Below are 21,377 nucleotides of genomic sequence, written 5' to 3'. Positions count from 1 at the left end.
ACTTTCGCGCTACGGCTTGGCCGGCGGGTCGAATTTGTCGAGGATCCAGGCGCAGGCCGAGGCCCAATCATCGATCCGGGCGTGGGCGTCGGGGGCCGGGGGCATATGGGCGGCGATGGTCGGCTCGGCGATCATGTGGAGGCGCCACACGTCCGGGGCGTGATCAGCAACCGATCTGTGGTGCGGAGCGAGATCGTCGACGAACACGGCGGCGCTGGGCTGGTAGCGCTCGAGCAGCTCGCGCACCGGGCGGCCCTTGCCGCCGCTGTTGCACAAGACCTCGTGGCGGATGTCGAACGCCTCGAGCTGCGCGACCCGGCTCGCCTGATATTCATCGCCAAGGTTGGTGAGGATGACGACGTCGGCGACCTCGGCGATCCGCGAGAGCGCCTCGACCGCGCCGGGCACGACATTCTGGCGGTGCATCTCGCTGTCGAAGAAGCCGTCGAGCAGCGAGATCACGCGCGGGTGCGGGACCGGAGTGCCGGTCTTGCGATCGCGCACCGCATTGAGAAAGCCTTCCTCCTCGAGGATGAAGTCGTAATCATGCGCTTCGCCCAGCCATTCGGCGAAGTGGGCGACCATGTGGAGCAGCACCTCGTCGCAATCGGTGATTAGCAACGGGCGGCTCAACGCTCGTCACTCCGGCCCTCGAGCTTCCGCCCCTCGAGCTTCCGGCGGGCCTCGACGAGCACATCGGGCGCGATGCCGAGGCTCTCGGCGCAAGCGAGCAGATCGGGTTCATGGGCTTCCAGAAAGCGCAGCATCGCGGCAAGCAGCGCCGGCTCGGCCAGCCGTTCGCGCAGATTGTCCGGGGTAAGGCCGGTCAGCGCGAGCAGCCGATCGGCTCGGCCCTGGTCGGCGAGCGTCCAGATGAGCGCCGCCAGCGCCAGATCACTCTCACTGGTGTCGGGCCGATTTGTGTCTGCATTGGCCATCGCTTAAGCTGACCCCCGGTTCTAAAGGCGAGCGCGTGGGACAAAAAATTCTCGTTGTCGAGGACAACGAACTCAATCTGAAGCTGTTCTGCGACCTGTTGCGTGCGCACGGCTATGCGGCCGAGCCGGTTCGCGACGGGCGCGAGGCGGTCGAGCGCGCGCGCGTGTTCGAGCCCGATCTGATCATCATGGACATCCAGATGCCCCACATCAGCGGCCTGGAGCTGATCGAGCAGATCAAGTCCGACGAGGCGCTCAAGGTGATCCCGATCATGGCGGTCACCGCTTATGCCGCCAAGGGCGACGAGGAACGAATCCGGGGCGCCGGCGCCGAGGGCTATGTCTCGAAGCCGATCTCGGTGCTCAAGTTCGTCGAGGCGGTCAGGGCGCTGCTCGCGCCGCCGGTGCCGCTGCCGGACGGCGAGCCGGAAACCGCCCCCGGTCCCTGAACAACGGCTGACGATCGCATTCAGGGATCGCTCAATCGAATCAACGCATAAGCACCTGGTCGACGGAGGCCGGCGCGGCGATCGCGCTCAGACGCGGGCCAACCGGCATCGAACGGATGGATCAAGGAGCTAGTGCCATGTTTAAGAAGATCAGCCTCACCGCAGCCGCCGCAGTCAGCGCTCTCGTCGCGCTTCCGGCCGCAGCCGAAGCGCGCCCCCGCTATTACGATGGCTATAACAACAATTATTACAGCCAATCCTATCGCGGTGAGCGCTCTTATCGCGGCGACAATTATCGTCGCGGCTACGACAATCGCTACTACGGCCGCAGCCGCTACTACGGCTCAAACCGTCGCTGCCGCGACAGCGGCACCACCGGGACGATCCTCGGTGCGATCGCCGGCGGCCTGCTCGGCAAGGAGATCGCCGACGGCGGGCGTTACCGCCGCGGCGACGGCACCGCCGGTGCGATCATCGGCGCCGGTGTCGGCGCGCTCGCCGGACGGGCGATCGACCGCGATTGCTGAACATCGGAATAGCGCCGGCTTCGGCCGGCGCTGACCAGACCCCCCGAGTCGCGTAACGGGGGCGGGGGCCGGCACTCCACCGAGTGTCGGCCCCCAACTTTTTTGCCGAGCGCTCCAAGCCGCGCTCCAAGCCGCGCTCGAGGCCGCGCGGGCAGGAAGTGCGGCTGGCGGCGTAGCCACCCCATTCCGTCATGCCAGCGCAGGCTGGCATCCGTGCGATCCTTTGCGAAAATTGCCGCCGTAACCCGGGTTCGCGAGCGGCGGCCTACCCAAGCTTGGCTTGGACCCCCAGCCTTCGCTGGGGTGACGGGGAAAGTGAGACCCCAGCCCGGATGGCCTATATTGATTTCAAGTCAGGTGGAATCACCTGACGACTCGGAAATCACGGAAAACAAAGAGAATCAGACTCAATTTCGGTTCAGTCAAACCGGGATTGAGTCTAGGCCTGCGAGCGATCGGGCTCGAACGAGGCGACCCGCCGGGCCTGCTGCCAAAGCTCGAGGAACTTGCCCTGATGCCGCGTTGCCTGCCGCATCGCCTCATGGTCGTCGGCGGCGTCGATTTCCTCGAACGCAATGATGCCGCCGTCAGCCGAGCCGTTGCGCACATAAAGCCGATAATAAGCCATCATTTGCCTGCCGAATCGCGGCGGGAGCACATGGTCTCTCGGCGCCAGCATGCCGGTTGAGCTGGCGATAAGCCTGGCTAACATAAGAGAAACTCAGGCGCCCTGATTGAGGTTAACCGCCGGCGGAAAAGCCTGACATCGACTCTGCCGCCGCGTCAGCCCGACCGGCAAGGTCTAGGTGTCGGCGTCGAACAGGCCGGCGAGCTGCTCGACCATCGTGCCGCCGAGCTGCTCGGCGTCCATGATCGTGACCGCGCGGCTGTAATAGCGCGTGACGTCATGGCCGATGCCGATCGCGACCAGCTCGACCGGCGAGCGGGCCTCGATCCAGCCGATGACCTGGCGCAGATGGCGCTCGAGATAGGTGCCGTTGTTCACCGACAGGGTCGAATCGTCGACCGGCGCGCCGTCCGAGATCACCATCAGGATGCGCCGCTCCTCGGGCCGGCCGATCAGCCTATTGTGCGCCCAGAGCAGGGCCTCGCCGTCGATATTCTCTTTGAGCAGCCCTTCGCGCATCATCAGCCCGAGGTTCTTGCGCGCGCGCCGCCACGGCTCGTCGGCATCCTTGTAGATGATGTGCCTGAGGTCGTTGAGCCGTCCCGGGTGCGGCGGCCGGCCCTCGGCGAGCCAGTTCTCGCGCGATTGGCCGCCCTTCCAGGCGCGGGTGGTGAAGCCCAATATCTCGACCTTGACCCCGCAGCGCTCGAGCGTGCGCGCGAGGATATCGGCGGAAATGGCGGCGATCGAGATCGGGCGGCCGCGCATCGAGCCGCTGTTGTCGATCAGCAATGTGACGACCGTGTCGCGAAAATCGGTGTCGCGCTCGATCTTGTAGGACAAGGAATGGGCGGGATTGACGATCACCCTCGCGAGGCGTGCCGCATCGAGCAGCCCTTCCTCCTGGTCGAAGTCCCAGCTCCGGTTCTGCTGCGCCATCAGCCGGCGCTGCAGGCGGTTGGCGAGCTTGGTGACCGCGCCCTGAAGGTGGACGAGCTGCTGGTCGAGATAGGAGCGCAGCCGGCCGAGCTCCTCGATGTCGCACAATTCGGTCGCGGCCACGACTTCGTCGTAGCGGGTGGTGAAGATGCGGTAGTTGAAGTGCGGCGGCAGGTCCGAATGCTGGCGGTTCGGGCGAACCGGAAGCAGGCCTTCCTCGCCGCCCTCGCCGAGCGCTTCGTCGGTCTGGCCTAGATCGTCCTGCTCATAATCGCCGGCATCGCTGTCGCTGGTCTCGCCCTGCTCGGCGCGCATCTCGACTTCGCCTTCGCCGCCGCCGCCATCGTCGTCGCTGTCTTCCTCGTTGTCGCCGCCCTCGTCCTGGTCCTCACCCTCGGCATCCTCGGCTTCCTCGGGCTCCTGCTGTGCTTCCTCCTCGCCCTCGACGAGCTCGAGATCGCGCAGCAGCTTGGTCGCGAGCGCGGCGAACGCCGCCTGGTCCTCCAGCGCAAGCCCGAGCGCATCGAGGTCGGCGCCGGCCTTCTCCTCAATCCACTCCGAGACGAGACGCAGACCGGCGAGCGCGACTTCGGGCGCCGCCTCGCCGGTCAGACGTTCGCGCACCATCAGCGAGATTGCGGTCGCGAGCGGGACCTCCTCCTGGTTCCGGGCGCGGGTGATCGGATCGGTGCGCATCCGAAGCTCGGTCACTCGCGCGAGATTGGCGCGGATGCCGGCCATCGAGCGCGCGCCGAGCGCCTCGACCCGCGCCTGCTCGGCCGCGTTGAAAACCGATCGGGCGATGTCGTCGGCCGGGGCATTGCGCGCGTGGAGCGCCTCGTCGTGGTGGCGCAGCTTGAGCGCGGCGGCGTCGGCATGGCCGCGTGTCTCGGCGACGTCCTTGGCCGGCAGCGCGCGCGCCGGCATCGGCACCTTGACCTGATTGCCCGACGCATAAGGCGCATCGCCGGTGAAGCTCAGCTCGAGCTCGGGATCGCGGGCGATCGCGCGCGAGGCGCCGGACAGCACCTGGCGGAAGATCTCCAGCGGATTTTCGATCGGGGACGGCATGCTCTTTTGCCTATTCAGACGGTGCCGGCCCGCTCCCCCACCCGGCCCCCCAATCGATGGTAGGCTTTGGGGGGCCGGGTGGGGGAGCGGGCCGGTGCGGGCTCCGGCTGCGAGAATGCGCGGCCCACGATCAGCCCGCTTTGCCCATGATGCTTTCGGGCAGGTCCTTGCCGAACACGCGCTGATAATATTCCGCCACCAACGGCCGCTCCGCCTCGTCGCATTTGTTGAGGAAGGTCAGGCGGAAGGCGAAGCCGACATCGTCGAAGATCAAAGCGTTCTGGGCCCAGCTGATCACCGTGCGCGGGCTCATCACCGTCGAGATGTCGCCGTTGATGAAGCCCTGGCGGGTGAATTCGGCGACCTTGATCATCCGCTCGACTTCCTGGCGCCCGCCCTCGTGATCATATTCGCCCGATTTGGCGAGGACGATCCGCGCCTCGGTCTCGGCGGGCAGATAATTCAGGGTGACGACGATGTTCCAGCGGTCCATCTGGCCCTGGTTGATCTGCTGGGTGCCGTGATAGAGGCCGGTGGTGTCGCCGAGGCCCACCGTGTTGGTCGTCGCGAACAGCCGGAAATAGCTGTGCGGGCGAATCACCCTGTTCTGATCGAGCAAAGTGAGCTTGCCCTCGGTCTCGAGCACGCGCTGGATGACGAACATCACGTCGGGCCGCCCGGCGTCATATTCGTCGAACACCAGGGCGGTTGGCGTCTGCAGCGCCCACGGCAGCAGCCCTTCGCGGAACTCGGTGACCTGCTGGCCTTCGCGCAGCACGATGGCGTCGCGGCCGACCAGGTCGATGCGGCTGATGTGCGCGTCGAGGTTGATTCGGATCAGCGGCCAGTTGAGCCGCGCCGCGACCTGCTCGATATGGGTCGACTTGCCGGTGCCGTGATAGCCCTGGACCATCACCCGGCGGTTGCGCGCGAAGCCGGCGCAGATCGCCAGGGTCGTGTCCGGATCGAACACATAGGCAGGGTCGAGATCGGGGACACGTTCGTCGGCCTCGCTGAACGCGGGGACCTCCATGTCGTTGTCGATGCCGAACAGCTCGCGCACCTTCATCATCTTGTCGGGCGCGTCCATCACGGTGGCGCTGCGGCTGGCGGGGTTGGCATTGGCGAGATCGGCCATGATCATTCTTTCCAGGTCAGGCGTAGAGTCGGTCAAGCAAAGACGGGACGGGATTTGAGCTGCGTATAGGCCTCGATCACCGCCTGCAACGCTTTCTCGTGGCTGCGGTCGCCGCCATTCTTGTCGGGATGGTAGCGGCGCACGAGATCGAGATAGCGCTGCCTGAGCGCGCGGCGGTCGACGTCGGTTCCGAGCCCGAGGACTCGCAGCCACTTGCGGTCGGCGTCGCTCAATTCGCGCCCGTCCTTGCGCGCGTCCCCGCCCGGCTGCTGGCCTGGTGTGCGGGCGAAACGCGCGCCGATCGCGTCGAGCGGATCGGTGAAATCGGCCCATTTGGGCGGCGGCGAGCCGCCTGAGAAAGCCCGCGTCTCGCGATCCCAGCCGCCGTAGGGCGTCTGCGCGGCCTCGATCTCGTCGGGGCTCATGCCGTTGAAAAAATTATAGCTGTCGTTGAACGCGCGGACATGGTCGAGGCACAGCCAGCGCCATTCGCCCGGCCCGTCGAACGACGATCTCTTGCCGTCTTCCGGCGGCGCGCGGAACTCGCCTGCCTCGGCGCAGCCCGGGTGCGCGCAGGGCTGTTCGTGCCCTTCGATGCGGCCGTGGAATTTCCCGGGCTTCCTGCTGCTGCTCGCCAACACGCTCCCCTTCCTGGTGAAATCAATTATATAGGCCCGATGGCAACGCATTTAACCGGTCCCGTCGCATCCGAAATCACCAGACGCCTGATCGCTGCACTCGATCCGACGCATTTGACCGTCCGCGACGACAGCGCGATGCATCGCGGCCATGCCGGACACGACCCGCGCGGCGAAAGCCATTTCAGCGTGGAGATCGTCTCGCCGCATTTCGCCGGGCAGAATCGCGTGCAGCGCCAGCGTGCGGTTAACGCCGCGCTCGCCGACCTGCTCGCCGACCGGGTCCACGCTTTGTCGATCAAGGCCAGGGCGCCCGGCGAATAGGGCATGACCGACGATTTGATCTTCCAGACGCTGCATCCGACCACGCACGATCTCGGCGGCTTCAAGGTGCATCGCACCCTGCCGCATCGCGATCGCACCACGATCGGCCCGTTCATCTTCTTCGACCAGATGGGCCCGGCGCATCTGCCGCCCGGCGAGGGCATGGACGTCCGTCCGCACCCGCACATCAATCTCGCCACCGTCACCTATCTGTTCGCGGGCGCGATCGACCATCGCGATTCGCTCGGCACGCTGGCGCGGATCGAGCCCGGAGCGGTCAATCTGATGACCGCGGGGCGCGGCATCGTCCATTCCGAGCGGTCGCCGCCCGAGCTTCGCCGGGAAGGGCCCGAGCTTTCCGGCATCCAGACCTGGCTCGCGCTGCCGCGGGCCAAGGAGGAGATCGAGCCGGCCTTCGAGCATGTCGCGAGGGACCGGCTGCCCGTCTTCGAGGGCAGCGGCGCGCGAGCGCGGGTGGTGATGGGGACCCTGTGGGGCGCAACCTCCCCGGTCACCTGCCACAGCGAGACCATCTATGCCGATCTCGCGCTCGAGCCGCGCGGGAGCATTCCGATCGACCCGGCCGCCGACGAACGTGCGGTCTACCTCGCCGAAGGGGACGCGAGCCTCGACGGGCAGATGCTCGAGCCGCATGTGCTCTACGTGCTCCGCCCCGGCACCAGCGCCACCTTGCGCTCGGCGGGCGGCGCGCATGTCATGGTCTGCGGCGGAGCGCCGCTCGACGGGCCGCGCCATGTCTGGTGGAACTTCGTCTCGTCGAGCCGCGATCGCATCCGCCAGGCGCGCGAGGACTGGAGCGCGATGCGCTTCCCGCTCGTCCCCAATGATTCGCTCGAACATATCCCGCTGCCCGAGGTGCCGCTCACGGTCAGCTATCCATGACGCGTGGCGGCTCGCGGCCGCGGCGGCGCGGTGGCTGAGCTCGAGCTCACCCGCATCGGCCTGCCGACCGGAGTCACGCTCAAGGTCGCGTTCGGCGGCGAGGGCGAGCCGATCCTGTTTCTCCACGGCTTTCCCGAATCGCACCGCAGCTGGCGCCACCTCCTCCACAATCTGAGCGCCGATCATCGCGTGATCGCGCCGGACCAGCGCGGCTATGGCGGCTCGGACAAGCCGGAGGAGCGCGACGCCTATCGGGTCAAGGAGCTGGTCGCCGACGTGATCGCGCTCGCCGATGCGCTCGACGTCGATCGCTTCACCCTGGTCGGCCACGATTGGGGCGGCGCGGTCGCCTGGGCCGCCGCGCTCAAGCATCCCGACCGCATCGCCCGGCTGGTGATCGTCAATGCGCCGCACCCCCTGATCTTCCAGCGCAGCCTGATCGAGGACGAGGCCCAGCGCGGCGCGTCGAGCTATATCAACGATCTTCGCAGTCCCGGCGCCGAGACGGCGATCCGCGCGATGGGGCTCGAGACATTCCTCGAGCGGACGATCGGCCGCGCGGCCGATCTGCGCAAGCTGCCCGAGCGCGAGCGGCAGGCCTATCTCGACGATTGGGCGCAGCCGCACGCCTTGACCGCGATGCTCAATTGGTACCGCGCGGCCGACTTGGTCGTGCCCGAGATCGGCGAGAAAGCGCGGCTGCCGCTCTGGACGCATTTGCCTTTCCCCAAGGTCGAGCCGCCGACGCTCGTCGTCTGGGGGATGAAGGATATCGCGCTGCTGCCGGTGCAGCTCGAAGGGCTTGCCGATCATGTCCGCGAGCTCAGCCTCGTCACCGCGCCGGACGCCGGCCATTTCATCATCTGGGAGCGGCCCGAGCTGGTGACGCGCGCTTTGCGCGACTTCCTCGGCCGGACTCGCCCGGCCGGCGCTTCGCCCGCGGCCGAGACTTAGCGCTTTAGGTCGCACCTCGGCTTGGCTATGGCCGCCGGATGTCGCAGACCCCCGCCCGATCCCGCTCGCGATCCGCCGCGCGGCTCGCCGCCGTCCAGGCGCTGTACCAGCGCGACATGGAGAAGATCCCGCTGCGGGTGCTGCTCCACGAGTTCCACCAGCATCGGCTCGGCGCGACGATCGAGGAGGTCGAATATGCCGACGCCGAGGTCGATTTCTTTGACGACATCGTCAGCGGCGTCGATGCGCGCTCGGACGAGCTCGACGCCTTGATCTCGGCCAAGCTTGCCAAGGACTGGTCGCTGGCCCGGCTCGACAAGCCGATGCGGCAGATCTTGCGCGCCGGCGCCTACGAACTGGTCGCGCGCATCGACGTGCCGACCGGCAGCGTCATTTCCGAATATGTCGACGTCGCCCATGCTTTCTACGACAAGAAGGAGGCGGCGTTCGTCAACGGCCTGCTCGATGCGATCGCCAAGGAGGTCCGGCGCTGAGCCGCGCGCGGGCGGCAGGCTGAGGCTGAGGCTCAGGCTTGGGGCCGGCGGATGGCGCAAGGGAGGGTGCGGCGATGACCAGCGAGCGCGATTTCATCTCGTCGCTTCGCCGCCTGGCGGCGGACCCGGCAGCGCGCGGGCTCGCCGACGATGCCGCGGTGCTCGATTTTGGCGGAACCAGTCTCGTCCTCACCCATGACATGATCGTCGAAGGCGTTCATTTCCTCGCCGACGATCCCCCCGAAGACGTGGCCTGGAAGGCGGTCGCGGTGAACCTCTCCGATCTCGCCGCCAAGGGTGCGACTCCGCTCGGGCTGCTGATGGGATACAGCCTAGGCAGCGATTCCGCTTGGGACGAGGCGTTCGTCGCCGGTCTCGCCCGAGTCCTGGCCCATTATCAGGTTCCTTTGCTCGGCGGCGACACGGTATCGTCCGCGCCCGGTGGCGCTGGCCGCTGCATCGGTATCACGGCGATCGGAACCGCAATCCCGCCGGTCGTCTCGCGCAGCGGCGCGCAGGCTGGCGATTTCTTGTGGGTCAGCGGCACGATCGGCGATGCCGGCGCTGGCCTGCGCATCGCGCGCGGCGCGCTGGCGGGGCCTGCCCGTCTGGTCGATCGCTACCGGCGGCCGCAACCGCGCCTTGCAGCAGGCGCCGCGCTCGCGCCGCTCGCCCACGCGATGATGGACGTTTCGGACGGGCTGCTGATCGATGCCGGGCGGATGGCCGAAGCCAGCGGCCTGGCGGTGACGATCGACCTCAGCCTGATCCCGTTGTCGGACGAATTCGTCGCGGCCAGCGGCGGGGCGCGCGCGGCGCGGATCGAGGCGGCGACGGCGGGCGACGATTATGAATTGCTGATGGCGGCGCCGCCCTCGCTCGGCGAGGCGCTGCTGGCCGGCGGGTTCGAGCCGCCGCTGACCAGGGTCGGGCGCTTCGATGCCGGATCGGGACTGACCTTGCGCGACGGGTCGCAAAGCGTGCCGCTTCCCGCCCGGCTCGGATTCGAGCACGATAAGTGAGCCGATTTTGCCGCGCCGGTGGGTGGCCCGTGAATTGTCCCACCGGCGGCGAGAACATTGATCCCAAAAGGTTGAATCCTGCTCTTTTGGTCCCTAAAGCACGCGGCACATCCGCGCTTTTCCATTCGAGAAGCTGATCAAGGCAAGCAAGCGCGGTACTTCAGGGGAAGGAATTTTGATGACAGTTGTGCTCGTAGCAATAGCCTGCGGTTTGCTGGCACTCCTTTACGGCTTCATCACCAGCCGCCAGGTGCTCGCTTATTCGGCGGGCAGCGAACGGATGATCGAGATCGCCGGCGCGATCCAGGAAGGCGCCAAGGCCTATCTCAATCGCCAATATACCGCGATCGCGGTCGTCGGCGTCGTCGTCGCCGTGATCGTCGGCCTGTTCCTCGGCCTCGTCCCCGCCGTCGCCTTCACGATCGGCGCGCTGCTTTCCGGCGCCGCCGGCTTCATCGGCATGAACATCTCGGTCCGCGCCAACGTGCGCACCGCCGAAGCCGCGCGCACCAGCCTGCAGCGCGGCCTCACCGTCGCGTTCCGCGCCGGTGCGATCACCGGGATGCTGGTTGCGGGCCTCGCCCTGCTCGCCATCGCCGGTCTATTCTACGTTCTGGTCGGCCTGGGCGAAGAGCTGCCCGGCAGCCGCGAGGTCATCCACGCGCTCACCGCGCTTGCGTTCGGCGCATCTTTGATCTCGATCTTCGCGCGTCTCGGCGGCGGCATCTTCACCAAGGCGGCCGACGTCGGCGCCGACCTCGTCGGCAAGGTCGAGGCCGGTATCCCGGAGGACGATCCCCGCAACCCGGCCGTGATCGCCGACAACGTCGGCGACAATGTCGGCGATTGCGCCGGCATGGCGGCCGATCTGTTCGAAACCTATGTCGTCACCGTCGGCGCGACGATGGTCCTGATCGCGCTGCTGCTCGGTACCACCGACAATCTGATCGATCTGATGTCGCTGCCGCTGATCATCGGCGGCGTCTGCATCATCACGTCGATCATCGGTACCTATTTCGTCCGGCTCGGCCGGACCCAATCGATCATGGGCGCGCTCTACAAGGGCTTCTGGATCACCGCGGGGCTCTCGATCCCGGCGATCTACATCGCCACCCAGCTGACGCTCGGCGACATGAACGCCGTGATCGGCGGAGCGCGTGAGGCGGCCGGCTACGAAGCCGAGCCCCAGGTCGTCGCCGGCGCCGGCGCGTTCACCGGAATGCACCTCTTCTATTGCATGCTGGTCGGCCTCGCGGTCACCGGCCTGCTCGTCTGGATCACCGAATATTATACCGGGACCAATTTCCGCCCGGTCCGGTCGATCGCCAAGGCCTCCGAAACCGGCCACGGCACCAACGTCATCCAGGGGCTGGCGATCAGCCTCGAATCGACCGCATTGCCGACCCTGGTGATCTGCGTCGGGATCGTCGTTTCCTACCAGCTCGCCGGCCTGATCGGCATTGCCTTCGCCGCGACGGCGATGCTGGCGCTCGCCGGCATGGTGGTCGCGCTCGACGCTTACGGGCCGGTCACCGACAATGCCGGCGGCATCGCCGAAATGGCCGGTCTCGAGGATGCGGTGCGGGTGCGCACCGACGCGCTCGACGCGGTCGGCAACACCACCAAGGCGGTCACCAAGGGCTATGCGATTGGCTCGGCCGGCCTTGCCGCGCTGGTGCTGTTCGGTGCCTATACGACCGATCTTGGCATCTACTTCCCGGACGTCCCGGTCGATTTCTCCCTGTCCAACCCCTACGTCATCGTCGGGCTGCTGCTCGGCGCGCTGCTGCCCTATCTGTTCGGGGCGATGGGCATGACCGCCGTCGGCCGTGCCGGCGGGGCGGTCGTCGAGGAGGTGCGTGGCCAGTTCCGCGACAACCCCGGCATCATGGCCGGCACCAGCCGTCCGAATTATGCGCGGACGGTCGATCTCGTGACCAAGGCTGCGATCAAGGAAATGATCGTCCCGTCGCTGCTGCCGGTGCTGGCGCCGATCGTCGTCTATTTCGTGATCACCGCGGTCGCGGGCCAGGACAACGGCTTCGCCGCGCTCGGCGCCTTGCTGCTCGGCGTGATCGTCTCGGGCCTGTTCGTCGCCATCTCGATGACCAGCGGCGGCGGCGCCTGGGACAATGCCAAGAAATATATCGAGGACGGCAATCACGGCGGCAAGGGCTCGGAAGCCCATAAGGCTGCCGTGACCGGCGACACGGTCGGCGATCCCTACAAGGACACCGCCGGTCCGGCGGTGAATCCGATGATCAAGATCACCAACATCGTCGCCTTGCTGCTGCTCGCGGCGCTGGCCGCACACTAAGATCTCGCGCCGATCTGAACGAGGGCTCGCCGCATTGCGGCGGGCCCTTTTTCTTTGGTGCGCGGCGCCACGAGGTTGCGAGAAAACATGCGGTAAACGTCGATAAAACATGGCTGTGCGGAGGATATTTACCCTTTGCGGCTACCCAGATTCCCGCTCGCAATAGGGGATTTGAATGGAAACGGCCGCCGCGTCGCTGGCGCCTGTCGGATATGAGCCGGATCCCGCGGCGAGCGACACGTCATGCGTCGCGGATAGCGGCGCACGCGCGCTGATCCGCTCCGCGCACGATGCCCCCCAAAGGCTGCGCAACGAATGGGTCCGCCTTGCCGGACAGGCGAGCGAGGCCAATGCCTTTGCCGAAATCTGGTTCGTCGAACCAGGGTTGCGGCACCTCGCCGGCGCGGACGTCAAGATCGTCGAGGTGCGCGACGGGCCAGAGCTGATCGGGCTGCTGCCGCTGACGATCGCGGGCCGCTATGGGCGCATGCCGGTCCGCCATGTCCAGAATTGGCGGCATTTCCACAGCTTCCTTGGCACGCCTCTGGTTCGTGCCGGCCGGGAGCAGGCTTTCTGGACGGCGGTGCTCGCCGCGCTGGACGACGAGCCGTGGGCCTCCAGCTTCCTTCATATCAACGGGCTCGCCGAACATGGGCCGGTCCATCGCGGGCTCGCCGTGGCGGCATGGGTTGCCGGCCGGAGATGCGACACCGTGCATCGCGCGCAGCGTGCATTGCTCGCCAGCGATCTTTCGCCGCAGGAATATTATGAGCGCACCGTGCGCAAGAAGAAGCGCAAGGAGCTCAAGCGGCTCCAGGGCCGTCTTGGCGAGCTTGGCGAAGTGGCGGTGCGGCGGCTCGCTTCGGCCGAGGATGTCACGCCCTGGTGCGACGCCTTTCTGGCGCTGGAGCAAGCCGGCTGGAAGGGCAAGGCGGGCTCCGCGCTGGCGTGCGCGCCCCACACCGAAGCCTTCTTTCGCGACGCGATCGCCGGCGCTTACGCGGCGGGCCGTCTCGAATTCCTCCGCCTGGACCTCGACGGTCGCCCGCTGGCGATGCTGGTCAATTTCCTGACGCCGCCGGGCGGCTTCGCGTTCAAGATCGCGTTCGACGAAGATCATGCGCGCTTCTCGCCCGGCGTCCTGCTCAAGATCGACAATCTCCGCCTGCTCGAGCGTCCCGACCTCGAATGGATGGACAGCTGCGCGGTCGAGGATCATTCGATGATCAACAGCCTTTGGGGCGAGCGTCGCTCGATCGTGCGGGTCACCGTGCCGCTCGCGGGCGTGCGCAGGCAGGCCACCTTCCGCCTTTGCCGTGCCGCCGAGAAAGCTTCGGCCGCTTTGCGGCGTCACCTCTCCACCTTCCGTGCGGGAAAGACAGAATCATGACCGACAGGATCTTTTCGGATGAGGTCGTGGCGCGCTTCGGCGCCCACTATCCGGGCGAGCCGGTCAAGCTCGCGCACAGATTGCTCGGCCATCCGTTGCTCGAGCTCGATTCGATCGCCGCGCTGGCGCAGCGCATGCGCCCCAGGGATGTCGAATATAATGCCGCCGACCTGCCGATTTCCGTGCCGCAGGAGGATCTGCCCTCGAACGGCCTTTCGATCGCCGAGACGATCCGCTCGATCGAGGAAAATGGTTCCTGGATGGTGCTCAAGCTGATCCAGCAGGATCCGACCTATCGCGAATTCCTCCACGCGACATTGGCCGAGCTGAGGCCGGCGATCACGCGGGCGACGGGCGAGATGCTGCAGCTCGAGGGCTTCATCTTCATCTCCTCGCCGAATGCGGTGACGCCGCTGCATTTCGACCCCGAATATAATATCCTCTGCCAGATCCGCGGCAGCAAGACGATGCACGTCTTCCCCGCCGCCGACCGCGAGATGGCGACCTGCACGTTCCGCGAGGATTACCACAGCGGCGGGCCGCGCAACCTCCCCTGGCGCGACGAGTTCGCCACGCGCGGCCGAGGTTTCGCGCTTGCACCGGGCGATGCCGTCTACGTCCCCGTCGGATCGCCGCACTGGGTGCAGAATGACGGCGAGGTCTCGATCTCCTTCTCGATCACCTGGCGCTCGCGCTGGAGCTTCCACGAGGCGGACGCGCATGCGTTCAACAAAAGGTTGCGCCGGCTCGGGCTCGAACCGGTGCCGCCCCGCCCCTTTCCGCAAAGCAACTTGCTCAAGTCGCTCGCGCATCGCGCGCTGCGCAAGGCCGGGCACGCGATGACAGCCCCCAAAGGCTGATTGCGCTCCGCCCGCGGCGCCGACGCCGGTAGCTTCCCATTTCGACGCGGAGCGGTTAAGGCGACGCGAAATTTCTCGCAGCTTAGGATCTGAATGGCCAAGGAAGAACTTCTCGAAATGCGCGGCACGGTCGTCGAGCTGCTGCCGAACGCCATGTTCCGCGTCCGCCTTGAGAATGACCACGAGATTCTCGGCCATACTGCGGGCAAGATGCGCAAGAACCGCATCCGCGTGCTGGTCGGCGACGAAGTGCTGGTCGAGCTCACGCCTTACGATCTGACCAAGGGTCGGATTACCTACCGTTTCAAATAAAGCGTTCGGGCGCTAGCGCTCCGTCATGCGGCTCATCCTCGCCTCCGCCAGCCCGCGCCGGCTGGAGCTGCTGGCGCGGATCGGCATCACGCCGGACGCGGTCGTCGCTCCCCATGTCGACGAGACGCCGCATGCCGGCGAGCTGCCGCGCGTCTATGCCGCGCGCATCGCAGCCGCCAAGGCGGCGGCGGTCGTCGAGCCGGGTGCCCTGGTGCTCGCGGCCGACACGGTGGTCGCTGCCGGGCGTCGCATCCTCCCCAAGGCTGAAGACGAAGCCACCGCGCGGGCGGCGCTGGCTTTGCTCTCTGGGCGGCGCCACCGCGTCTATTCGGCCGTGACCCTGATCGATGCGGCGGGCATTGCGCACCACCGGCTGTCGCAGACGATCGTCACGTTCAAGCGGCTCAGCGCTGAAGAGATCCAAGCCTATGTCGCCAGCGGCGAATGGCGCGGAAAGGCCGGCGGCTATGCCATCCAGGGCCGCGCCGAAGCGCTCGTGCGGCAGCTTTCGGGCAGCCACTCGGGCGTGGTCGGGCTGCCCTTGTTCGAGACCCGCGCGCTGCTCCGCGCCGCCGGGCTGAGCCCGCTTGGCTGAGTGGCTCATCGAGCAGGGGATCGGCGAGACTCGCGCGATCCTCGTTGGCGAGGGCGAGATCGTCGAAGCGGCGATCGAGCTTCCGGGAACATTTCGGATCGGTGCCGTGCTCGACGCGCGTCTCGCCTCGATCCTTGTCCCCCGTGTGCGCGCGATCGCCGTGATGGCCGACGGTTCCGAGCTGTTGGTCGAGCCGCTGCCGGCGCGCATCACCGAAGGCGAGGCGATCCGGGTCGAGATCATCCGCGAGCCGATCGCCGAAGCGGGCCGGGCCAAGCTTGCCAAGGGCCGCGTCAGCGATCTTTCACCGCGCGAGGGCCCGACCCTGCGGCAGCGGCTCGCCGCCTCCGGCCATCCGGTCCGTGAGACGAGCCTCCACGGCAGCGACGATTTCGAGGCGGCAGGCTGGTCCGAGCTCATCGAGCAGGCCGCGACCGGCGTGCTTCCGTTCAGCGGCGGTGCGCTGCGCATGAGCCTGACGCCGGCGATGACCCTGTTCGACGTCGACGGCGCGCTTCCGCCCGCCGCGCTCGCGGTGGCGGGCGCCGAAGCCTCCGGCCGCGCGATCCGCCGCTTCGCGATCGGCGGCTCGATCGGGATCGACCTGCCGACGCTCGGCTCGCGCGATCAGCGCCAGGCCGCCGCAGCGGCGCTCGACGCGGTGCTGCCGCAGCCGTTCGAGCGTACCGCGGTCAACGGCTTCGGCTTCCTTCAGGTGGTGCGCAAGCGCGAGCGTGCGTCCGTCCCCGAGATCGTCCAGGGAGACCCGGTCGGCGCGGCGGCGCGGGCCTTGCTGCGCCGGGCCGAGCGGGCCGGCGGCAGCGGCACGCGCACGCTCACCGCCGCGCCCGCCGTGATCGCCCGGATCGAGCGGAACCTCGAATGGAGCGCGCTGCTCGCGCGGCGCTGCGGGGTCGCAATCGCCTTGCGCAGTGACTCGGCGCTCGCGCTCGGCGCGGGCCACGTCCAGAGCGAATTCGCGTAGAGCAGACGCCGCATTGCTGCTTGCGAAAAGCCGGCACCCACCTTTTCGCTTTTTGCTCTAATTTACCCAAGATTTATCCGGGGCCGCTATTCGATGAGCGGATCGCCGGCGTGCATGGAGACCGCCGGACAACCAGGGCGAAGCGGCCATGCTTCCGCCCGCCGCAGCAAGGCGCGACAATGAGATTTTGGGGGTGAGATTTCCGGGATGAAATTTCCGGTCAAGGAGCTCCTGATCGCGCTGTACCTGCTCGCGGATCATCGCGCGATCGGGGAGCGGCTGGAGTCGCTCGGCCTCGCGCTGCCGCTGCTGATCTATTTAGGTTTGTTCGGGCTGCTGACCTTCTGCCTGTGGCTTGCCGCGGCCGTGCGTAATCGCTGGATCCGCTGGGCCTACGCGCTGCTTTTCGCCGGCGCCGCCTTCTTCCTTCATTCCTTCGAGCTGATCGCCGGCGAACATCTCACCTACGACGTCTTCATCAGCCTGGTGCATTCGGCGGGCTTCGCGGACGACGCGGTCGAGCAGCATCTCGCAATCATGCTCCAGGCGGCCGGGATGTCGCTGCTGCTGCTCGCGGGCATCGCGATCAAGCCGCCGAGGGCGCGGTCCTTCGCCCATCCGGCGGCCGCGGCGGCGCCGCTTGTGGGTATCGCTATCCTTGCCTCGATCCTGTTCGCGCGCGGGGGCGACGGGGCCCGCGGCCTGCCCGGCGCATTCACGCCGCTCGCTTATGCGGCGATCCTGTCGCACGAGGCCAGCAGCGCCGGTACCGGCCCGCGGCAGGATGTGGCGCTGCCGGCGCCGCAGCCGAAGCCGCTCCGCGACATCGTGCTGATCGTCGATGAAAGCGTCGCCGGCAATTATCTCGACCTCATCAGCCCAAGCGGCGTGCGTTCGGGGCTGAAGGAAGCGCGGCCTCGTGTTGCCATCCATAATTTCGGTGCGGCCGCAGCCGTGACCAATTGCAGCATCGGCTCGAACCTGACGTTGCGCTACGGCGGCACGCGCGAAGATTATCTGCGCATCAACGCGACGATGCCCTCGATCTGGCGCTATGCCCGCAAGGCCGGCCTGCGGACCGTCTACATCGACGCCCAACGCACCGGCGGCGCGCTTCAGAATATGATGGACCGCAAAGAATTGCGCGATGTCGATCGCTTCATCCAGTTCGACGACGTGCCGGTGCGCGATCGCGACATGGTCGCCGCCGACGCGCTGGCATCTTTGCTCGGCGATCGCACCGCGGACTTCGTCATCGTCAACAAGGTCGGTGCGCATTTCCCAGTCCACGACAAATATCCCGACGCGTTTGCGCGCTATCAGCCGGCGCTGCCGCGGGGGCGCTATGGCGAGGTCGCCGACACCGGCAGCCGGTCGGGCTTCGACGGTGGGCCGGAAGACTGGCGGCGGTACCGCAACGCCTATCGCAACACCCTGCTGTGGAACGTCGGCGCCTTTTTCGACCGGCTGTTCGCGCGCGCGGATCTCGAGCGCGCAACATTGATCTACACCTCCGATCATGGCCAGGATCTCCACGAACGCGGCGGCGCCGGGGTTGCGACCCATTGCGCGAGCGAGCCGGTTCCGGAGGAGGGGCTGGTGCCGCTGGTCGTGATCGAGGGCGCGCCCGCTACGCTCGACTGGCGGCGGGGTGTTGCCGCTGGCCGCGACCAGGCGAGCCATTATGCGATCTTCCCGACCCTGCTCGCGCTGATGGGCTATCCGGAGGCGAAGGTCCGCTCGCTCTACGGCGCCTCGCTGGTCGGAGCGCCTGCGCCGGCGCTGAGCTTCAACACGCGCTTCAACGCGCGCCTTGGCCGAAAGCCGGTGTGGAAGACGATCGACCCGGCCCGCATCGTGCCACCGCCGCCGCAGGATTTCGCCAATCGCTGATGGTGCTGCGGGCAAGCAATGCTACACTCGGCCGGCGTCAAAGGAGCCAGGCCGCTTGAAAACGAGACTGTTATTCTTCGGTGCGCTGGGCGATGCGCTCGGTCGCGAGCGCGACGTGGATCTGCCGCCGGCCGGCTGCTCGATCGCGGCGCTCCGCGAGCGCTTGCGCGCCGACGACGAGGCCGCCGCTGCGGCGATGGCGGGCAAGACCATCCTCGCGTCGATCGACCAGCAGATCGTCGGCGACGAGGCGGTCGCGCGGCCCGGGCAGGAAATCGCCTTCTTCACGCCGCTGTCGGGCGGATGAAGCCGGGCCGATGAAGCCGGGGCGATGACGATGGGGGTTTCCAGCCGCCTCACCGAGCAGGAGATCGTGCCCGAAGCCGAGCTCGCGCGCTTCATCGCCTCCGCGAGCGCGGGATCGGGAGCAGGCGCGGTGGTGAGCTTTTGCGGCCTGGCACGGCCCGTCTCGGGCGGCGGAGCAGCCGTCGACGAGCTCCATCTCGATCACTATCCCGGAATGACCGAGCGCTCGCTCCAGACGATCGCCGAGGACGGCGCGCGCAGGTTCGAGGTCGACCAGGTCAGCGTCGTCCACCGCTGCGGCACGATTGGCCCGGGCGAGGTGATCGTGTTCGTCGCCGCCGCATCGCTCCACCGCCGCGCCGCGTTCAACGCGGCGGACTATGTGATGGACCGGCTCAAGACCGAGGCGGTGTTCTGGAAGCGCGAGCGCGGCCCCGACGGCGCGCGGTGGATCGAGCCGACCGAAGGCGATCGGGCCGACCAGGCGCGCTGGGACGATTGATCGCGCGTTCGGAGCGTCAGCCGTTCGCCGTCGTCCCGCTGCGCGCCATGTTGCTCAAAACTGGATTGCCCGCACGCCCCTTTACTGGAGCGGCGCCCCAATCTGGTCGTCCGACGCAGCGGACGCCGCCCGGATCGAGGCGCGCATCTGTTCAGGTGTGAACGGCTTGGACAGGATCAGCACATCGTCGGGCTTGCGCGAGATCGACTGCGCATCGGCATAGCCGGTGATGATGATGCTCGGCAGGTCGGGCCTCATCTGGCGCGCACGATGGACGACGTCGGTGCCCGAGAGATGCGGCATCGCATAATCGGAGATCAGCAGATCGTAGCCGCTCGGGTTCTTGCCGAGCAGATCGAGCACCTCCTTGCCGTCGCCCGCTTCGAACACCTTGTGGCCGAGATCCTCGAGCAGCGCGGCGGTGGTGGTCCGCACCGCCGCATGGTCGTCGACGAGGAGGATCTTGAGCGGATGTTCGTGGGACAGATTGTCGCAGTCATCCTCCACTTTCGCGGCGAGATGGTCCGTCTCCGCCTGCGGGGCGCGCGGCAGCCATATCTCAACCCTGGTGCCCTCGCCGACCTTGCTGTCGATGCGGATCGCGCCGCCCGACTGCTTCGCGAAGCCATAGACCATGCTCAGCCCCAGCCCGGTGCCCTTGCCGATCTCCTTGGTCGTGAAGAAGGGCTCCATGACCTGCTCGAGCAGCTCGGGATCGATCCCACAGCCGTTGTCGGTCACCGCAAGCACGACATAATCGCCGGCGGGGAGGCGGATCGGATCGCCGACGTCGACGACCTGATTCTCCCCCGAGACACAGATCCCGCCACCGTCCGGCATGGCGTCGCGCGAGTTGATGATCAGGTTCATCAGCGCCAGCTCGAGCTGGGTCTCGTCGGCATAGGCGCTCCACAGACTCTCGTCCGTGCGCCATTCGAGCTGGACCAGCCCGCCCAAGGTGTGCGCGAGCAGATCGGTCACGGTCGCCGAGAGGTGCCCGATCTCGATGCGCGCGGGCTCGAGCTTCTGGCGGCGGGCGAAGGCGAGCAGCCGCCCGACCAGCTCGGAGCCCTGCTCCGCCGCATGGCGGGTCATGGTGAGGACCTTGAGATGGTCCTCGTTGAGCGGCAGGCGCCGCTCGATCAGGCCGAGGCCGCCGAGCACCGCTGCGAGCAGATTGTTGAAATCGTGCGCGATGCCGCCGGTGAGCTTGCCGATCGCGTCCATCTTGCGCGCCTGGACGAGCTGCGATTCGAGATTCTTGCGGTCGGTGACGTCGAGCAATGTGCCGGCATATTCGACCGCGTTGCCGCGCGGGTCGCGCAGTAGCACCGCCTGGTCGAGGAAGTGCTTGTACTGGCCGTCCGCGCACTGCCAGCGATATTCGACCGCGAACGGCCGCCCCTGCGAGCGGACGCTGAGCGCGCTGATCACCCGCTCCCGGTCCTCGGGATGCAGACGCTGGCTCCAAAGGTCGGGGCTCGCTTCGATTTCCTCGAATTGGAAGCCGGTCAGCGCGGCGAAATTGCCGCTGACGAACTTGGGAATCCGCGGCGTGGCATCGATCGCCTCGAGATAGAGGATGATCGGCAGCGACTGGATGATCGCCGCTTGGCGCTGCTCGGCGAGGCGTAATTGCTGCTCGGCGCGCAGCCGCTCGGCATTGGCGCGAAGGTTGGCATCGAGCAGCGCCTGCTCCTGCTTCGCCTTGCGCTGGATCTCGCGGGTCATCATGAACAGGTCGACGAACACCGCCACCTTCGAGCGCAGCACCACCGGCTCCACCGGCTTGAAAACATAGTCGACCGCGCCCATCGAATAGCCGCGGATGAGGTGCTCGGTCTCCTTGTTGACTGCCGACAGGAAGACGATCGGGATACGCTTGGTCTGCTCGCGATTGCGGATGATTTGGGCGGTCTCGTAGCCGTCCATGCCAGGCATGTAGACGTCGAGCAGGATCACCGCGAACTCGCCCCTCAGCAGGTGCCGGAGCGCTTCCTCCCCCGATTTGGCGATGACGACGTCGGCGACGTCCTCGAGCACCGTCTGAAGCGCGAGCAGATTGCGTTCGTCGTCATCGACGATCAGCACGCGTGCGCGCTCAGCCGTGTCCGCCTGATCAGAAGGTCCTGCGTCGGAAGAGGCGGCCGTCGGTGCGGCCGCCTTGCGGACGCGATTGGGTTTGTTCACTC

At 67.2% G+C, this 21,377-nt stretch carries 23 protein-coding genes; 16 read left to right on the top strand and 7 right to left on the bottom strand.

The annotated features are described in order from the left end of the window. Positions 1 to 9 precede the first annotated feature (9 nt). On the bottom strand, positions 10 to 621 hold the full coding sequence (locus V6M48_RS01690; protein WP_332810783.1) for an HAD family hydrolase: 612 nt from the start codon (positions 619 to 621) through the stop codon (positions 10 to 12). Between the two features lie 8 nt (positions 622 to 629). Continuing rightward, positions 630 to 938, bottom strand: coding sequence for a DUF3572 domain-containing protein (locus V6M48_RS01685; protein WP_332810782.1), 309 nt, complete (start codon positions 936 to 938; stop codon positions 630 to 632). Between the two features lie 35 nt (positions 939 to 973). On the opposite strand from V6M48_RS01685, the gene V6M48_RS01680 reads away from it, so the two are divergent. Together V6M48_RS01680 and V6M48_RS01675 are read left to right on the top strand one after the other, a co-directional pair. Further along, positions 974 to 1,387: a response regulator gene (locus V6M48_RS01680; protein WP_332810781.1), complete on the top strand. Its 414-nt coding sequence runs from the start codon at positions 974 to 976 to the stop codon at positions 1,385 to 1,387. Between the two features lie 137 nt (positions 1,388 to 1,524). Continuing rightward, positions 1,525 to 1,914, top strand: a complete 390-nt coding sequence (locus V6M48_RS01675; RefSeq protein WP_332810780.1) for a glycine zipper 2TM domain-containing protein — start codon at positions 1,525 to 1,527, stop codon at positions 1,912 to 1,914. Positions 1,915 to 2,353: 439 nt separating this feature from the next. Here the strand turns inward: V6M48_RS01675 and V6M48_RS01670 are convergent, their stop codons facing one another. From V6M48_RS01670 to V6M48_RS01655, 4 genes are all read right to left on the bottom strand, one after another. Beyond that, complete coding sequence (locus V6M48_RS01670; RefSeq protein ID WP_332810779.1) at positions 2,354 to 2,542, bottom strand: hypothetical protein; 189 nt, start codon at positions 2,540 to 2,542, stop codon at positions 2,354 to 2,356. 174 nt (positions 2,543 to 2,716) lie between these two features. Further along, positions 2,717 to 4,552 carry a cobaltochelatase subunit CobT gene (gene cobT, locus V6M48_RS01665; RefSeq protein WP_332810778.1) on the bottom strand — a complete coding sequence of 612 codons (1,836 nt, stop codon included), beginning with the start codon at positions 4,550 to 4,552 and terminating at the stop codon, positions 2,717 to 2,719. Between the two features lie 130 nt (positions 4,553 to 4,682). Next, on the bottom strand, positions 4,683 to 5,690 hold the full coding sequence (cobS, locus tag V6M48_RS01660; protein ID WP_332810777.1) for a cobaltochelatase subunit CobS: 1,008 nt from the start codon (positions 5,688 to 5,690) through the stop codon (positions 4,683 to 4,685). 32 nt (positions 5,691 to 5,722) lie between these two features. After that, on the bottom strand, positions 5,723 to 6,328 hold the full coding sequence (locus V6M48_RS01655; protein WP_332810801.1) for a J domain-containing protein: 606 nt from the start codon (positions 6,326 to 6,328) through the stop codon (positions 5,723 to 5,725). A gap of 39 nt (positions 6,329 to 6,367) precedes the next feature. Between V6M48_RS01655 and V6M48_RS01650 the strand changes: the two genes are divergently transcribed. The 14 genes from V6M48_RS01650 to V6M48_RS01585 all read left to right on the top strand — a co-directional run bounded on the left by V6M48_RS01650 (position 6,368) and on the right by V6M48_RS01585 (position 19,185). Beyond that, on the top strand, positions 6,368 to 6,652 hold the full coding sequence (locus V6M48_RS01650; protein ID WP_332810776.1) for a BolA family protein: 285 nt from the start codon (positions 6,368 to 6,370) through the stop codon (positions 6,650 to 6,652). A gap of 3 nt (positions 6,653 to 6,655) precedes the next feature. Then, positions 6,656 to 7,555, top strand: a complete 900-nt coding sequence (locus V6M48_RS01645) for a pirin family protein (protein ID WP_332810775.1) — start codon at positions 6,656 to 6,658, stop codon at positions 7,553 to 7,555. Between the two features lie 30 nt (positions 7,556 to 7,585). Further along, positions 7,586 to 8,509 carry an alpha/beta fold hydrolase gene (locus V6M48_RS01640; RefSeq protein WP_332810774.1) on the top strand — a complete coding sequence of 308 codons (924 nt, stop codon included), beginning with the start codon at positions 7,586 to 7,588 and terminating at the stop codon, positions 8,507 to 8,509. Between the two features lie 38 nt (positions 8,510 to 8,547). After that, complete coding sequence (gene nusB, locus V6M48_RS01635; RefSeq protein ID WP_332810773.1) at positions 8,548 to 9,003, top strand: transcription antitermination factor NusB; 456 nt, start codon at positions 8,548 to 8,550, stop codon at positions 9,001 to 9,003. Positions 9,004 to 9,077: 74 nt separating this feature from the next. Next, positions 9,078 to 10,025 (top strand): thiamine-phosphate kinase, encoded by a 948-nt coding sequence (gene thiL, locus V6M48_RS01630; protein ID WP_332810772.1) that lies wholly within the window; start codon positions 9,078 to 9,080, stop codon positions 10,023 to 10,025. Positions 10,026 to 10,203: 178 nt separating this feature from the next. Next, entirely contained in the window at positions 10,204 to 12,342 is a 2,139-nt protein-coding gene (locus V6M48_RS01625) for a sodium-translocating pyrophosphatase (RefSeq protein WP_332810771.1), read from the top strand. Positions 12,343 to 12,517: 175 nt separating this feature from the next. Further along, positions 12,518 to 13,732: a GNAT family N-acetyltransferase gene (locus tag V6M48_RS01620; protein ID WP_332810770.1), complete on the top strand. Its 1,215-nt coding sequence runs from the start codon at positions 12,518 to 12,520 to the stop codon at positions 13,730 to 13,732. Further along, a complete protein-coding gene (locus V6M48_RS01615) occupies positions 13,729 to 14,592 on the top strand; it encodes a cupin-like domain-containing protein (protein ID WP_332810769.1) in 864 nt (287 codons plus the stop codon). Before V6M48_RS01620 ends, V6M48_RS01615 begins: the two co-directional genes overlap by 4 nt. Before the next feature lie 93 nt (positions 14,593 to 14,685). Further along, entirely contained in the window at positions 14,686 to 14,904 is a 219-nt protein-coding gene (gene infA / locus V6M48_RS01610) for a translation initiation factor IF-1 (protein ID WP_109808521.1), read from the top strand. Positions 14,905 to 14,929: 25 nt separating this feature from the next. After that, on the top strand, positions 14,930 to 15,499 hold the full coding sequence (locus V6M48_RS01605; protein ID WP_332810768.1) for a Maf family protein: 570 nt from the start codon (positions 14,930 to 14,932) through the stop codon (positions 15,497 to 15,499). After that, a complete protein-coding gene (locus V6M48_RS01600) occupies positions 15,492 to 16,484 on the top strand; it encodes a ribonuclease (protein ID WP_332810767.1) in 993 nt (330 codons plus the stop codon). Before V6M48_RS01605 ends, V6M48_RS01600 begins: the two co-directional genes overlap by 8 nt. A 207-nt stretch (positions 16,485 to 16,691) precedes the next feature. Then, positions 16,692 to 18,377, top strand: coding sequence for a sulfatase-like hydrolase/transferase (locus V6M48_RS01595; RefSeq protein ID WP_332810766.1), 1,686 nt, complete (start codon positions 16,692 to 16,694; stop codon positions 18,375 to 18,377). Between the two features lie 55 nt (positions 18,378 to 18,432). After that, entirely contained in the window at positions 18,433 to 18,684 is a 252-nt protein-coding gene (locus tag V6M48_RS01590; protein ID WP_332810765.1) for a MoaD/ThiS family protein, read from the top strand. Positions 18,685 to 18,714: 30 nt separating this feature from the next. Then, positions 18,715 to 19,185 (top strand): molybdenum cofactor biosynthesis protein MoaE, encoded by a 471-nt coding sequence (locus V6M48_RS01585; protein ID WP_332810764.1) that lies wholly within the window; start codon positions 18,715 to 18,717, stop codon positions 19,183 to 19,185. An 81-nt stretch (positions 19,186 to 19,266) separates the two neighbouring features. On the opposite strand, the gene V6M48_RS01580 is transcribed toward V6M48_RS01585, so the two are convergent. Beyond that, complete coding sequence (locus V6M48_RS01580) at positions 19,267 to 21,375, bottom strand: response regulator (protein WP_332810763.1); 2,109 nt, start codon at positions 21,373 to 21,375, stop codon at positions 19,267 to 19,269. Positions 21,376 to 21,377: the final 2 nt, after the last annotated feature.

This window comes from Sphingomonas sp. (genome assembly GCF_036677245.1).
Taxonomy (GTDB): Bacteria; Pseudomonadota; Alphaproteobacteria; order Sphingomonadales; family Sphingomonadaceae; genus Allosphingosinicella.
This window is presented reverse-complemented; position numbering and strand designations above follow the sequence as displayed.